The organism is Treponema sp. OMZ 788 (assembly GCF_024181245.1).
In the GTDB taxonomy this organism is placed as follows: domain Bacteria; phylum Spirochaetota; class Spirochaetia; order Treponematales; family Treponemataceae; genus Treponema_B.
In genome coordinates this window covers 831,321-844,695 of the sequence record NZ_CP051199.1, presented here as the reverse complement: position 1 = coordinate 844,695, position 13,375 = coordinate 831,321, and the positions used below count along the sequence as shown (strand labels likewise).

At 36.7% G+C, this 13,375-nt stretch carries 12 protein-coding genes; 8 read left to right on the top strand and 4 right to left on the bottom strand.

Translation table 11 applies throughout. The features are described from left to right. The first annotated feature begins 79 nt into the window (after positions 1-79). The 3 genes from E4O00_RS04070 to E4O00_RS04060 are packed head-to-tail and all read left to right on the top strand — an operon-like array spanning position 80 to position 6,156. Complete coding sequence (locus tag E4O00_RS04070) at positions 80-1,222, top strand: OmpA family protein (protein ID WP_253678707.1); 1,143 nt, start codon at positions 80-82, stop codon at positions 1,220-1,222. After that, a complete protein-coding gene (locus E4O00_RS04065) occupies positions 1,206-1,787 on the top strand; it encodes a hypothetical protein (RefSeq protein ID WP_253678705.1) in 582 nt (193 codons plus the stop codon). The genes E4O00_RS04070 and E4O00_RS04065 overlap by 17 nt, the downstream gene beginning before the upstream one ends. Continuing rightward, complete coding sequence (locus E4O00_RS04060) at positions 1,747-6,156, top strand: hypothetical protein (protein WP_253678703.1); 4,410 nt, start codon at positions 1,747-1,749, stop codon at positions 6,154-6,156. The genes E4O00_RS04065 and E4O00_RS04060 overlap by 41 nt, the downstream gene beginning before the upstream one ends. Before the next feature lie 107 nt (positions 6,157-6,263). On the opposite strand, the gene E4O00_RS04055 is transcribed toward E4O00_RS04060, so the two are convergent. Beyond that, a complete protein-coding gene (locus E4O00_RS04055) occupies positions 6,264-7,067 on the bottom strand; it encodes a DMT family transporter (RefSeq protein ID WP_253678702.1) in 804 nt (267 codons plus the stop codon). A gap of 189 nt (positions 7,068-7,256) precedes the next feature. Beyond that, positions 7,257-8,669, bottom strand: a complete 1,413-nt coding sequence (locus tag E4O00_RS04050) for a YfcC family protein (RefSeq protein WP_253678701.1) — start codon at positions 8,667-8,669, stop codon at positions 7,257-7,259. 108 nt (positions 8,670-8,777) lie between these two features. On the opposite strand from E4O00_RS04050, the gene E4O00_RS04045 reads away from it, so the two are divergent. Then, positions 8,778-9,458 carry a TetR/AcrR family transcriptional regulator gene (locus E4O00_RS04045; protein ID WP_253678700.1) on the top strand — a complete coding sequence of 227 codons (681 nt, stop codon included), beginning with the start codon at positions 8,778-8,780 and terminating at the stop codon, positions 9,456-9,458. Positions 9,459-9,485: 27 nt separating this feature from the next. Further along, on the top strand, positions 9,486-10,919 hold the full coding sequence (gene pepD, locus E4O00_RS04040; RefSeq protein WP_253678699.1) for a beta-Ala-His dipeptidase: 1,434 nt from the start codon (positions 9,486-9,488) through the stop codon (positions 10,917-10,919). A 133-nt stretch (positions 10,920-11,052) separates the two neighbouring features. Here the strand turns inward: pepD and E4O00_RS04035 are convergent, their stop codons facing one another. Both E4O00_RS04035 and E4O00_RS04030 read right to left on the bottom strand, forming a co-directional pair. After that, complete coding sequence (locus E4O00_RS04035) at positions 11,053-11,478, bottom strand: hypothetical protein (protein WP_253678698.1); 426 nt, start codon at positions 11,476-11,478, stop codon at positions 11,053-11,055. Positions 11,479-11,531: 53 nt separating this feature from the next. Next, on the bottom strand, positions 11,532-12,041 hold the full coding sequence (locus tag E4O00_RS04030; RefSeq protein ID WP_253678697.1) for a hypothetical protein: 510 nt from the start codon (positions 12,039-12,041) through the stop codon (positions 11,532-11,534). Positions 12,042-12,085: 44 nt separating this feature from the next. On the opposite strand from E4O00_RS04030, the gene E4O00_RS04025 reads away from it, so the two are divergent. The 3 genes from E4O00_RS04025 to E4O00_RS04015 are packed head-to-tail and all read left to right on the top strand — an operon-like array spanning position 12,086 to position 13,264. Then, positions 12,086-12,364: a transposase gene (locus tag E4O00_RS04025; RefSeq protein ID WP_253678696.1), complete on the top strand. Its 279-nt coding sequence runs from the start codon at positions 12,086-12,088 to the stop codon at positions 12,362-12,364. Positions 12,365-12,390: 26 nt separating this feature from the next. Then, positions 12,391-12,978: an IS3 family transposase gene (locus E4O00_RS04020; protein WP_253678695.1), complete on the top strand. Its 588-nt coding sequence runs from the start codon at positions 12,391-12,393 to the stop codon at positions 12,976-12,978. Then, the gene (locus E4O00_RS04015) at positions 12,935-13,264 is read left to right on the top strand and encodes an integrase core domain-containing protein (protein ID WP_253677867.1); all 330 of its coding nucleotides are present in this window, start codon (positions 12,935-12,937) and stop codon (positions 13,262-13,264) included. Before E4O00_RS04020 ends, E4O00_RS04015 begins: the two co-directional genes overlap by 44 nt. Positions 13,265-13,375: the final 111 nt, after the last annotated feature.

The window sequence follows — 13,375 nt, the reverse complement described above, 5'->3', positions numbered from 1 at the left end:
CCAATATTTATCTGATATAATTTTATAAAATATTTTATATAAAATTCCCAAAAGGAGTCTTGACATAAATGAAAAAAATGTGTATATTACCCCCCCCCCGAAATTTTCTCTTTTCTTTAGAAGTTTTTATATTTTACGGATATTCCTTACATTAACCGTTTTTCTTGTTTTTAATTTTACCCTGTTTTCTCAAACCGGAGACAATGTCTTACCTACCGATAAATGGTATCATAATTTTTTTGTTGCGGGAGAATTTCAATCTTATTTGCCTATTCCTGTCTTAAAAGATTATACGGAGCCTAAACCCGGATACAGACTTTCTTTGGGCTATACCTTTTTGCACTCCAAACAACATAATATCCCATTATTTATCGAGGGAGGACACAGCTTTATATCAGGTACCAATCCCTTGGTAAGAAGCTTTGACATTTATCCCATAAACTTAAATATCGCTTATGAATGGACTCCGGTAAAATATTTTTCGATAGGTGCCTTTACAGGGGGCGGAATACATATTTCATCGATAAAACACTATCCCACTGTAGTCGATATGCTTGAAAACAAGCTTAACAAAGCCAAAGAAGCCGGAGGCCTTTTAAAGGCAGGCCTCATACTGGGAAGCAATATAAGCGAAAAAAATATAGAATTCCGCATTTCTTTTTCGGCCGACATTATTTTGGAAAAGCCCAAACTCATACCTCTCCCTTCTTTTCAAGCGGGAATAAGATTTTATCCCATGGGGCTTAGCACCTATGCAAAAAAACTTAAAACTCAAAAAAATGAAAATACCGCCAAACTTCCCTTAAAAGAATTTGATGCAATTTATGTATTTTTTAATCCCGATAGTTATGATCTTGATGTAAATGCAAAAGCCGAAATAAAAAAAGCGGCAGAAATTATAAAACAAAACAGCGATATCTTTGTGGTTATGGAAAGCTCCACAGCTCCTTTAGGCTCAAAAACAGAGCGGCTCATCCTAGAAGAAAATCGTATAAGGACTATAGCAGATTATCTAAAAGAAAACTGCCGAATCGATGCAGAAAAAATAATATATACCGAATTATTGCAACATGAAAATACGGATCAAAAAAAATCCGAAAGTGAAGAGTTTTACACCCAATACAGATACGTTAAAATCCGTTTTGTAAGAATTAAGTTTAACTCGCAAGACGGCAAAAATATCTATAAAATCGATGGAGAAAAAAATGAAAAAAACAATTAAAAGATTCTTTTTTTGCGTAGTTTTTTTAAGCTTACTTGTTTCCTGTAAAAATACCTACAATAATTTATTACCCAAAAACGAACAGCAGCTTTTAAAATTGGAATTGGAAAATGTCGAAAGAAATACCGTCGGCAACGCATCCGGCATAAACAAAAAATATGTCATAATCAAGGTACCTAGAGGAACCGATGTTACACGCCTTATTCCTCAAGCAGTTGTTTCAGAACAGGCAACTCTTTTTCCCGTTACCTTACGGTACATGAAGGAAGCCTTTCCCGAAATTGATGCGGTAAAAATTGCAGAAAAAATAGCCCTATCGGAAGAAATAAAATCAATAAAGGAGCTTTTCTTTGATTTATATTCTGCAAACCCTAAATTTAAGGTGCCTCCCTTAATTTTCCCCATCAACTTTTTAAGCCCCGTACATTTTGCTGTAATGGGAGGCATGGGAAATATCGAAATATACACAGTAAAGGTTTTATACGAGGACGGCACCGACCCCGGAACGGGTGTCCTGCCCCCGGGTGTACCGGCCGAAAAAAAATATTTTAAGGTTTTCGGTTGAGAATGTTCAAATAGGAGAGAGCCTAATAAAAGAAAAAACGGTAGACTTTACCGTAAAAGCCGATACCGAAGTTAGAGCCTTGATTCCTCAAGTCGAAGTTTCCGAAGGAGCGGTACCCATACCGGTAAACGAATACTATCTTCAAAAAACGGCCGAAAAAATGGGGCTTGATTATTTAAATGTCATTACCGGCCTAATGACAGCACAAAATCAGGAGGCTTATTTAAAGGCACTCATTGCACCCATAGATATTTCAAACTTCAGCCTCCCCCTCGATAAACCAATAGACTTTACAAATCCCGTTTCCTTTGCAATCCTCGGCAAGGACAAGGATGTAAAACTATACAGGGTAACTTGTACCCGCGATAAAAATGCAGCCGAACTTACAGGTTTTAGTTTTTCCAAATTTAATAATCCCGGTCTTGTAAAAGACGGAATAATAAGCCTAAACAAAGAAGCTAAAACAATCTGTGCCGATGTTTTTTATCCCGTCGAATATTCCGCAACGGAAGGATTCAGCCTTTCCTGCAGTCTTGAGTTTATCGGGGATGAAGCAAAGATAGAATATAAGGGCACGGTTTATGACCATAAGGATAAGGTGCCCTTTGTTCCCGAAAACGGGCAAGGACAATCCGATCTTGGATCGGCTCAGGCAAAACTTACAATAAAATTCGGAGCCGAAACTGCCGAATATGATGTTTCTATTAACTTTAAAGAAGACCCCGATACTGTAAGAAGCATTACCGATTTCCGTTTTGAAAAATTCCTCAATGCCGAAATCAAAGCCGATTCAATGGCTTCAATTTCAAATGACGGACATGAAGGAACAATAAGTGCAACCGTATTGTATACCGGAGCAGAAAGGCCCGAAAGCCTCGTTCCTTCTTTTATAAGCGGAGGAAAGGTCAGCCTAAACGAAATCGAACAATCTTCGGGAAGCACCCCTCAGGATTTTAGAAAGACCCTAAGCTATCTTTGCACCTCGAAGGACGGACACTACACAAGAAGTTACAAGGTAAAAATTACCTTTATTAAAACCGAAAATGCACAAGCCGTATTAAAAAGTTTTAAATTCCCGTCTCATCTAAACCCCGCTCTTTCAAAAGATGCCGAAGGAAAAATAGACGAACTTACAAATTCAGTCTATCTTACGGTAAACTACTCACAAGGAAGCGAACCCGAATACTTAACACCCGAATTTTCATCTACCGGAATAGTTACCGTAAACGGAATAACCCAATCAAGCGGCTTTAGCGGTCATAATTTTAAGTACAGCGTATACTACAAGGTAAGCGCACCTGATGACCCTGCGGTCAATAAAACATATGCGGTTCATGTAAACTTTATTTTTTCTCAAGACTCAGGCTGCGAACTATCGGCCTTTTCGATAAGGGCGGCCGACAACCCGCCGCTAAGCCGGGACATCGAAGCCTACATAAGCAGCTCAAACAAGATATACGCCCTAATCCCCAAGGAGGCCGATATTACAAATATTATACCTTCCTTTACGGCAAGAGGAAAGGTAAGCATAGGCGGTATTGAGCAATCAAGCGGAGTAAGCCCCGTAAACTTTTCCGATACGGTAGAATATACCGTAACAAGCGAAAACGGTTTTTACACCAAGGTTTATTTTGTTACCTTGCAAACGGCAGGAGACGTAATTTATGTAAACCCCTATGCTCAGGGCAGAAACAACGGAAGCACATGGCAGGATGCTTTTACAAGTCTTGACCTTGCCTTTCAAAAAATAGCCGAGCTTCCCGCCGGAAGCACAGCGGAACTTTGGCTTACAAAGGATGTAAGGGTACAAAACAAGAACTTTGAAACCGCCTCTGCCCTCATCGTACGCGGAGGCTTTGAAGGGTCTGAAGCCCATCATTCCCTTAGAAACAAGGGCAACAAAACCCTTTTTGAAGATTTAAGCCTTTCTTCTATTCAAAGTTTAAGAGGAACCTTTATTTTTGACCAGATAAATTTTAGTACGCACATTCAAGACTTTGAACCGCTTGCAGGGCTTAACTTAGAAGAAGGAGCGGAAACCGTCATTGAGTTTGAAAACTGTCTTTTTAATGGTACCCGCATAAGCATAGATGACGGCAGGGTAAAAATGCTTAAGCTAAAGAATATTGAGCTTAACGAAGAGAGCACCTTAAATCTTAAATACACATCAAGTACACCCCGCCTAAATGTAAAAATAGAAAAGGCCGCCTTTAAGGGCAATTTATTAAATGAAGGAAACTTTGCAGAAAGTATCGAAATTGCGGATTCGGTTTTTAAGAATCATACCGGTTTAAAAACCCTCAAATGCCTTGCACAAAATATCAAGGCAGAAAACCTTATGGTTGAGGGAAGCACCCTTCAGGGCGGCCCTATTCAGATAAGCGGGGAAAATATTTTTACGCTTAAAGATAGTCCCCTCCCATTAACATCTTCAATCAGGGTAAAAAATTTTAACGAAGGAAGCATAAAAATAGAAAACAGCCTCTTAGGTTCTTTAAACCTTGAAAAAGAAGGAAGTGAAATTATTAAATTAAAAAATTTTGACCTTAAAGATTCTTATATCGGTACTATAGAAACGGGAGCCGGAATAATAAGCGAAAAACTTGCCGTAAATGGAAGATCAGTTTTTACCGGTAAAACCGGTAAAAGTCTTACCCTCCCCGCCTGTAGTCTTACAATTAAAGATGCCTTTTTTGAAGGAGACATAGACACCTTTTGCTTGGCAAAAGACTTTCGGCAAATAATGGAGACAATCCCCCTTCACACCGAAGTAGATAATCTTACAGCCTCAAGCCTAAGCTGCGGCTACATCGAAATGCGGAAAAAATTATTAATCCCTCCTTTTCTTGAATTAGACCTTCGTAATCATTATAATGATTCGCAAGGTTATGATAACGAACCCGACGACTTCAACCAGGACGGAACTCAAAGTATAACAAACTGTAATTTGGAGCAGTTTTTTATAATGAGCGGCCACGATATAAATATAGACCGCATTAAACTGCGGGGAAAAAGAGAGGACGATATAATGTATGAGAAGCGTCGTTATAGTAGATCAAAAAAGATAGCACAGTTTTTTATTGTAAAAAACGAAAAAACCGAAAACAGTACCCTCAGCATAAAAAACATCGATACCGAATGCGGCTGGCTTAGGTGCATAAGCAATGACGTAATTGCAGAAAATATAAGCTGCCCTTCAATGTCCGAATTTTACGGCTTTGAAAGGGCAAGCGTTCAAAACTGTAATTTTAAAAACTTACCCTATATTGAATATAGATTTCATGACCCTGCGTACGGTGGACCTTACCGAGTAAATTCTGCAGCCGTATATATAATGGCAAAGGAGGTAAGGTTTAAGGATAATACATTTGAAAATTCAGGTTACTTTTATCAGGCAAAAAATAGATGTGTAAGGATATCGGTATGCGATAAACTCGATATTTCGGGCAATAAAGGCCTTAGTCTTTCTTTAATGACTAAAAACAAAATCCGCCTTGAAAACCAAAAATTTATAAACTTCTTTTTAAATTCCGACTTTATTCATCTTCACGACGGATGTTTATTTAGCATAGATTTTAGTTACAACCACAGCCAACGGGTGGATAAAGCCATAAAAGACATGAACAGACCGGATCTAAACTATCATGCTTTTTCTAAACGTTATGAAAAAAAAGACTTTGTCTCCTCTGCCCATTTAAAAAATTGCACCTTTAAAGGAGCGGTAATGATTGATGATCTGCGTCTTTCTTCTGATCAGTCTGAACTGCCCGATAAAAAAATAGTATTCGAAGACTGTGAGATAGACAATTATATCTATAATCAACAGTATGATACCTATTTATTGACACAAAAGCAACATCAAATAAGAACAGCTATTGATACCGAAATAATACGTTTAGAAACAGAGGCCTACATAAGCTTTAATATACACCAAGGATTTGGTAAGTTAACAATAAAAGATTCAACTTTTGGTAGTAAGGTCTTTCCCAATTCTGTAAAAGAGCCTTTTATATACAGTAAGAATTTGGAAGTTACAAACTGTACTTTTACCTTAGCGAGACATGTACAGGTTATCCATCAAGGCCAATACCATTATCCCTCAGTTTTAAGAATGGAAAACTGCACATTTAAATTTATGGGTTATAGCGACCCCTTTCCTACGGAACACGACAGCATAAACAGCCCCTGTATAAACCTTCCGCAAAACGCCCAAAATAAGATTTCAATTACAAAGTGTACGTTTAAGACTGATGTACCGTCAGACTCACAGCCAAAGATAAAAAAAATGATCAAAGGCTGGCAGGATGACGGCAATAACGGTAATCATTATGACAGCAATCTTTTAAAAATATTCGAGGCTCTTTTTTAAAGAGGCTTGATAAGAGTATTTTATGAAGAGAGGGCTTTTTTTAAAAAGGCCCTCTGCTTAAAATCATTATTTTCCGCCTCTTTTTTTAAAGTAATTTTAAATCGTTTTTAAGCTTTCTTTAACTTAATGAGCACAAGGGCCGCAAGCACAATCAAAACGGCAGCAAAAAATTGGAGGAGAGTCATGTTTTCCTTTAAAAATAAAAGCCCTACCGCAAGGCTTGTAACAGGCTCTAATGTGCTCAAAATTGAAGTATATTTCGCCCCAATCTTGGCAACCGCTTTTTGATATAAAAAGGTCGCACCTACCGTTAAAATACAGGAGTAGAAAATAAGCAGACCAAACTGCGGAAGCGTAAAATCAAAAGGAATCCTTTCAGGCTGGGATAGAGAAAAGGCAAAAATCATCAGACTGCCGAAAAAATTAACATAAAATAAAAGCTTAATAGGATGAATTTTTTTTGTTCTTTCCAGAATAAATGAATACACGCTGTACACAATAGCCGACATAAATGCATATATTATTCCCGGAGCACTTGAAACCTCTTTAAAATCGGCTATAAAAAATAGCCCCATGACTGCGGCCGCAATACAAAGTATCTCATATATTGAGGGTCTTTGTTTTAACATAAAAGCCGAAGCCGTAAAAATTATAACCGGATATAAAAAATGGATGGATGTAGCACTTCCCGAATTTATATATTTATATGAGGCAAACAAACTTATACTGTTGAGGGTAAAAAACAGAGCAGCTAATAAGACAAGCCGAAATTCTTTTTTATTTAATTTCATATCAATTTTTAAAAATTTTGAATAAATAAAGATAAAAATCAAGGCTAAGGACATCCTGTAAAAACTGGAACCTATGGGGTTTAAACCTAAATCGAATAAAATCTTTGTAAAAAGCGGCATAAGCCCGAATATAAAGGCAGAGGCCGCAGCATCTATAAAACCTGATATTTTAATTTTGGATTCCTCTTAATACAAAAAAATATGGCATCGTTAACCTTAAAAAAGTTTATCGATGCCGTTGATGTTTGAACAAATATGCCGCTTAACGGTTACAACCAATTTATACGGCATACAATAATTAGCAATTTTTTATACGGGACCGTACCCGATAATTGTAGCTATTATTAGAATTACGGAACAAGCGATATACCAAAGCCCCATAAGCTTCCAAAACCATTTAAACCATTTGCCGTACGATATACCTCCTATAGCTATAGCCGCCATAAGATCGCCTGCAGTAGGCGTAAACAAATTCGTAATACCGTCGCCGAACTGAAATGCCAATACGGCAGTCTGCCGCGTCAGACCTATGACATCCGCCAAAGGAGTCATTATAGGCATACTTATAACCGCCTGACCTGTTCCTGAAGGAATAAAAATATTTATAAACGACTGTAATACAAACATTCCGACAGCACTGATTTGCAACGGCAGCCCCTGAACCATATTTGAAAAGCTGTGGACTATAACATCCAAAATTTTTCCGTCCATCATTATAACGGTTATAGCTCTTGCAAAGCCTACACAAATGGCAGCATAAACAAGATTTTCCGCACCTTTTACAAAATGACGTACTGTCTCATTTAAACTAAGCCCGCCTACCAAACCGCAAATAATACCGGTTCCGACAAAGACGGCCGCAATTTCGGTCAAATAGAAATGATGCACTACAACCCCATAAACAAGAACAACAATCCCTAAAACAAAGATTGCCAAAGAAAGTTTTTGCTTAAGAGTAAATACAATATCTTTCGATAATAAATCGTTTTCCCGATAAGGACTTTTCAAATCTTGCTCATACATAGGACTTAATTTAGGATTTTTTTGAATTTTTCCTGCATAAATGTATATGTATACTATCGTTATCGCCATAAGAACAATAAAAGAAACTATCCTAAGCTCGATACCGCTCAATATAGGAACATCCGCTATTTTTTGTGCCGTAATGATGGTAAAAGGATTTAAAATAGCTCCTATGTAACCGACACCTACACCGCACATACCCAGTGCAACACCTGTAATTGAATCAAATCCTAGGGCAAGACAAAGCGTTATATGCAAAGGTAAAAAAGCCAAACACTCTTCAAAATTTCCTATTATAGCTCCGCCCAATCCCCAAAATATAAGAATAACCGGAATAATAAGTCTTTCCCTGCCTTTAAGTTTTACCATAGCCATCTTCAACACAGAATCAAGAGCTCCTGTTCCTTTTAAAATGCCGAAAATACCTCCAATTATCAACAAAAAGTTAATTATTTCGGCTGACTCATTTAGCCCTCTGGGGACTGCCTGTAAAATACCCCAAAATGAAACAGGATTCCTTTCAATAGGATGATAGCTGTAAGGGTCAACTACATTTACCCCCTTAGCCGAATCCAACACACGGGTATATTCTCCTGTAGGAAGAACATACGTAAAAATCGATGCAAGGATGAGCAAAACCAGAATGAGAACAATCGCATCGGGTGCTTTTAGCTTAAACCGTTTAACTTTTAAATCCATAAACGAACTCCTTAACTTGATTTATAATCGCGATTATGTTATAATTATAACCGCGGTTATAAAATTTGTCAAGCAAATTATTTTAAATTTTAAAAGGAAATGTTAGATATGAAAGAAAGGAAAAAACAACTTATGACTGAATACATCGCTGTAACAAAAACCTTAATAAACGAATTAGGAATAGAAAAAGTCAGCATAAGAAAAATTGCAGAAAAAATAGGTTATAATACGGCGACCCTTTATAATTACTTTGAAAATCTGGATATCCTCCTTTTATATGCTTCTCTAGGCTATTTAAAAGATTATATAGCAGAACTTAAAGTAAAAACCAAACCTATAAGCGATCCCGTCTTAAAATATATTAGAGTATACGAAGTTTTTAACGGTTTTTCATTTAAAAATCCCGATATTTATTTTAATATGTTCTATGGAATCTATTCGGAAAAACTCCCCAAAATAATAGCCGATTATTACGAAATTTTTCCCGAAGAATTGGGTGAAAAATATCATGACGATATAGACAATATGCTTAAAGAAGGCAATATAATCCGGCGTGATATTGAAATAACAAAAGCCATAGTGAGTCAAGGTATACTGTCTCAAAAAAATACGGATTTTCTCATACATACTGTTACAAAGGTACATGCATACTATCTATACAAAGTAATTATAGATAGAAATATAGATATACAAAAACATTCAAAAGAATTTATGAATTTTCTGGTAGAAACATTAGAACTCATGGGTGTATCTATTCCCGACAAAAAGGAAATACAAGATACACAATAAAACACTAAAGGGTATAGGAGGTAAAATATGCAAGATGTGTTAAAAGAATTCGAAGCAATATGCAAAATTCCAAGACCGAGTTTTCATGAAGAAAGGATAAGGGATTATTTGTATGATTGGGCAAAACAAAGAAATATCTATGTTGAAAAAGATAACTTTAAAAACGTTTTTATGAAAAAACCGGCAACAAAGGGATATGAAAATTGCAAACCAATAGCACTCCAAGCTCATACCGATATGGTATGCGAAAAAGCCGAAGGAATAAATCACGATTTTTTTAAAGATCCGATTAAATACTACATAGACGGAGATATTGTTTCTACGAGGGAAACGACAACGCTGGGAGCCGATGACGGACTTGGAGTAAGTATCATACTTTCGGTGCTTGCCGATAACACCATTTCACATCCGGAAATTGAAGCAGTATTTACAAGTGCTGAAGAAGAGGATTTTTCCGGAGTAGGAAACTTCGATATGAGTAAATTAAAAAGCCGATTTTTGATAAATTTAGATCATTGCTGCGATAACGAAATAGTAATTTCAGCCGCCGGAGGAATTACATTTACAGCTAATAAAAAAATAGAAAAAATTAAAGTAGATGAAAATTATAAATGCTATGATATAAAGCTATCAGGGTTGGAGGGAGGACATTCGGGAGAAGATATACACAGGGGAAAAGGAAACAGCAATATATTGCTATTCCGATTTTTAGATGAGCTTGAAAATATAGATTTTTATTTACAAGATATAAAAGGCGGAAATTTCAGACTTGCAATTCCAAGAACAAGCAATGTATCTTTGATGGTTGCAAAAAAAGACTTAAAAAACTTGGAAGATGAAGTTTGCAAATTTAACTCCATCCTGCAAAAAGAATTTCCCGCCATTAAAGACAGCATAAAGATTACTATGGTTGAAAACTCAAATAAAGACAGCTCATGTATAAAACGTGAAATTTTTTCCGATTTAAAAGATTACATTCTGACATCACCTTCGGAAATTCAAATAATGAGTAACGGTTTTGAAAATTTTGTTGATTGTTCTTGCAATTTAGGAGAAATATATATCAATGATTCCCAGATTATAGTTATTACCGATGTCAGAGCAGGCTATGAATCTCAAAAACAATATATAATAAAAAAACTAAAAAAAATTGCAAACTCTTATAATATGCCTTATAACGTGTGGGGCTCTTATCCCGGCTGGGAATATAAAAGTAATTCAAAACTCGGACAACTGATCAAAGAGGTGTATGAAGAAAGAGGCGGAAAGAATGTTCATTTTTTAGCTATACATGCAGGTCTTGAATGCAGCTTTTTTGACAGCAAAATTGATAATATGGATATAGTTTCGATAGGTTCCAACGCATGGCACTATCATAGCCCTAAAGAATGTTTTAGTTTAAGCTCTTTGGAGTATTTTTATAAGTGCTTTATTGACATACTTAAAAAAGCAAAATTTTGATTCAAAATAAACAAGTAAATTGAGTACAATATTTGCTTTGAATTTGTTTTTATCAATTTTTTTATAGTTACCTCAAGTTGCATATAAAAATTAACGGATTTACTACAGCCGCCTTTCACGTATTCATCCGTTGCTATATCTTTTTCCTAAAAAAAACTAGAAGATCTGCGAGTAAATCCATTTTCGTTTTCATCGAAAATCCATCGAGACCGCCTTTCAATTTTATTTTATCTCCATTTTTTTTATAAATAATATATTTATTTTTTATTATATCTGCATCACAAAGACTTCGTGCAAAATCTACTTCATCTTTTCTAATAACAACTCTAATAAATACTTTTTTATATGTAAACACATCTTCTTGAAATTCTATCTTCGAAAATACATAATCTATCAAAGCCCATGCATTAATAGATATAATCGTCATCATAACTATCCATATGGATATGCTTATATCTTCTTGAGTCAAAATCGTAATAATTGCAGCATAAAGAAAAAAAATAAGTGTTAAAAAAAATAAACATCTAAGTATAAGTGATTTACGATATACAGTTTTCATAATTCTTCTCCATTAAACAATCTCGGGCATAATAATACAGTCTTGTTTCTTCGTCAAGCTCTTTTGAAACGGCGGGCATCTCCTGCGTCGCTGCGCAAAATGAGCTCGACATATACTCTTTCCCCGCCACGGATGGCGGTGGTTTTAGCTTTGAGAGTTTTGCGTATGCAAAACTCTGAGATGAAAAAGGTACAAGGACGTACTTTTTTTATCGGCCTATTTTCAAAAGTCCTGTCAGTGAGGAGGTTTAGTAAATTTAAAAGTTTAGTTCCCGATGTTTTGACGAATGGCAAAACTCGAAGCTCAAAGGTGCCTAAGCAGCTTTGAGCGGCGGACTGCTGACACTTGTGTACTATCATAATTATGTAAAAGTACACAAGTGTCAGCACCGCGCTTTTCAGGGCTCCGCTATCGCTTCGGTATCTTTCCGCAGAAATTACTGCGGAAAGATGTACAGCAAAAGCAATTTTTATAAATTGCTTTTGCTCCCTTGCAATCGCTGTCCGGGGGAGATGGTTGGGTTGCGGATAAATGCTAAGTTTTGCTTTCTGAACCGTTATCATAAAAGTGCAGACCTAAAAACCCGAAAAATAAAGGAAGGGAAGATATGGTCAAGTACAATAAAGAATTTAAGGAACAGGCACTGCTATTGTCAGATGAGATAGGAGTGAAAAAGGCAGCCGAACAGCTGGGACTCAGTTATTACACGATTGCAGAGTGGAGGAAGGTGAGAACCCGAAAGGCGAAGGAAGAGAGAATCGCATCGGACAAAACACCGTTAAACGAGAGAGAGCTTGCCATGCAGCGAGAAATACAGGAGCTGAAAAAAGCAAACGAAATACTCAAGGACGCTCTCGGTTTTTTCGTCGTAGACCGGAAGAAGTAAGTACGCAAGGGTTATTCAGCTACATTTTGGAAAATGCAAAAGAGAAAATGTGGTCAATTGTAAAGCTGTGTAGAACCCTAAAGGTGAGCGAAACGGGTTTTTACAAGTGGAAACGGAACCGTACAAAGATGAAACGCTGGCAACTTCTTCTGGTCGAAATACACAAGATTCTTTCACAAGATCCTGAAAACGATAATTATGGAATACAGAGAATGCGATTAGCACTTGAGCAGCGAGGCATAAAAGTTTCTCGCTCGACTATAATCAGAGCGATGAGGAAGGGGAATCTGCTTCATAAGAGCAGAAGAAGCCCTGATGGACTTACCAAAGCCGACAGAAAGGCGCAAAGGCCTGAAAATCTTCTTAAAGGGGACTTTAGCGCAGATGCTCCTAACAAGAAATGGCTGACCGATATAACGCAGGTTCCGTGCAAAGATGGAAAGCTGTATATTGCACCGATGATGGACTGCTTTGCAGGAGAGATAATCGCAGTAGCGATGGACGACAACATGAAAAAAGAGCTTTGTATAAAAGCTCTAAAGGAGGCATATGAATTAAGAAAGCCGGCTGATGGGCTCATACATCACAGTGATGCTTACTCAATACACGAGTGAGGCGTACAAACTTGAGTTGGCTCGCCGTCATGCAATTCAAAGCATGAGCGGTGTGGGAAAATGTTATGATAATGCGAGAATGGAATCCTTTTTTGCGACACTCAAGAAGGAGAAGCTATACCGCATAGATACAACAAAATTGAAAAGGGAAGAAGTAAAGAAAATCGTCTGGAGGTTTATTGTCTACTACAACCGACGAAGGATTACCACAATGAATCCGAAAGGTTATCCTCCTGCGATTTATCGGGAACTGTTTGAAACCGGTTTATCAAAACCGGCAGCTTAAACTATATTTTAGGGAATTTAGGGTATGCACTATTATTGACTTTTTCATTCATAGTTTATTATACTTCATATATATTTTTTAAACTATAACTATAAATTTCACAATGTTTAT

Excerpts from the sequence above, each read along its gene's own strand:
- E4O00_RS04065 (WP_253678705.1), top strand. The coding sequence starts at position 1,206 with ATGAAAAAAACAATTAAAAGATTCTTTTTTTGCGTAGTTTTTTTAAGC.
- E4O00_RS04055 (WP_253678702.1), bottom strand. The coding sequence starts at position 7,067 with ATGCCGCTTTTTACAAAGATTTTATTCGATTTAGGTTTAAACCCCATA.
- E4O00_RS04050 (WP_253678701.1), bottom strand. The coding sequence starts at position 8,669 with ATGGATTTAAAAGTTAAACGGTTTAAGCTAAAAGCACCCGATGCGATT.
- E4O00_RS04045 (WP_253678700.1), top strand. The coding sequence starts at position 8,778 with ATGAAAGAAAGGAAAAAACAACTTATGACTGAATACATCGCTGTAACA.
- pepD (WP_253678699.1), top strand. The coding sequence starts at position 9,486 with ATGCAAGATGTGTTAAAAGAATTCGAAGCAATATGCAAAATTCCAAGA.
- E4O00_RS04035 (WP_253678698.1), bottom strand. The coding sequence starts at position 11,478 with ATGAAAACTGTATATCGTAAATCACTTATACTTAGATGTTTATTTTTT.
- E4O00_RS04030 (WP_253678697.1), bottom strand. The coding sequence starts at position 12,041 with ATGATAACGGTTCAGAAAGCAAAACTTAGCATTTATCCGCAACCCAAC.
- E4O00_RS04025 (WP_253678696.1), top strand. The coding sequence starts at position 12,086 with ATGGTCAAGTACAATAAAGAATTTAAGGAACAGGCACTGCTATTGTCA.
- E4O00_RS04015 (WP_253677867.1), top strand. The coding sequence starts at position 12,935 with ATGGGCTCATACATCACAGTGATGCTTACTCAATACACGAGTGAGGCG.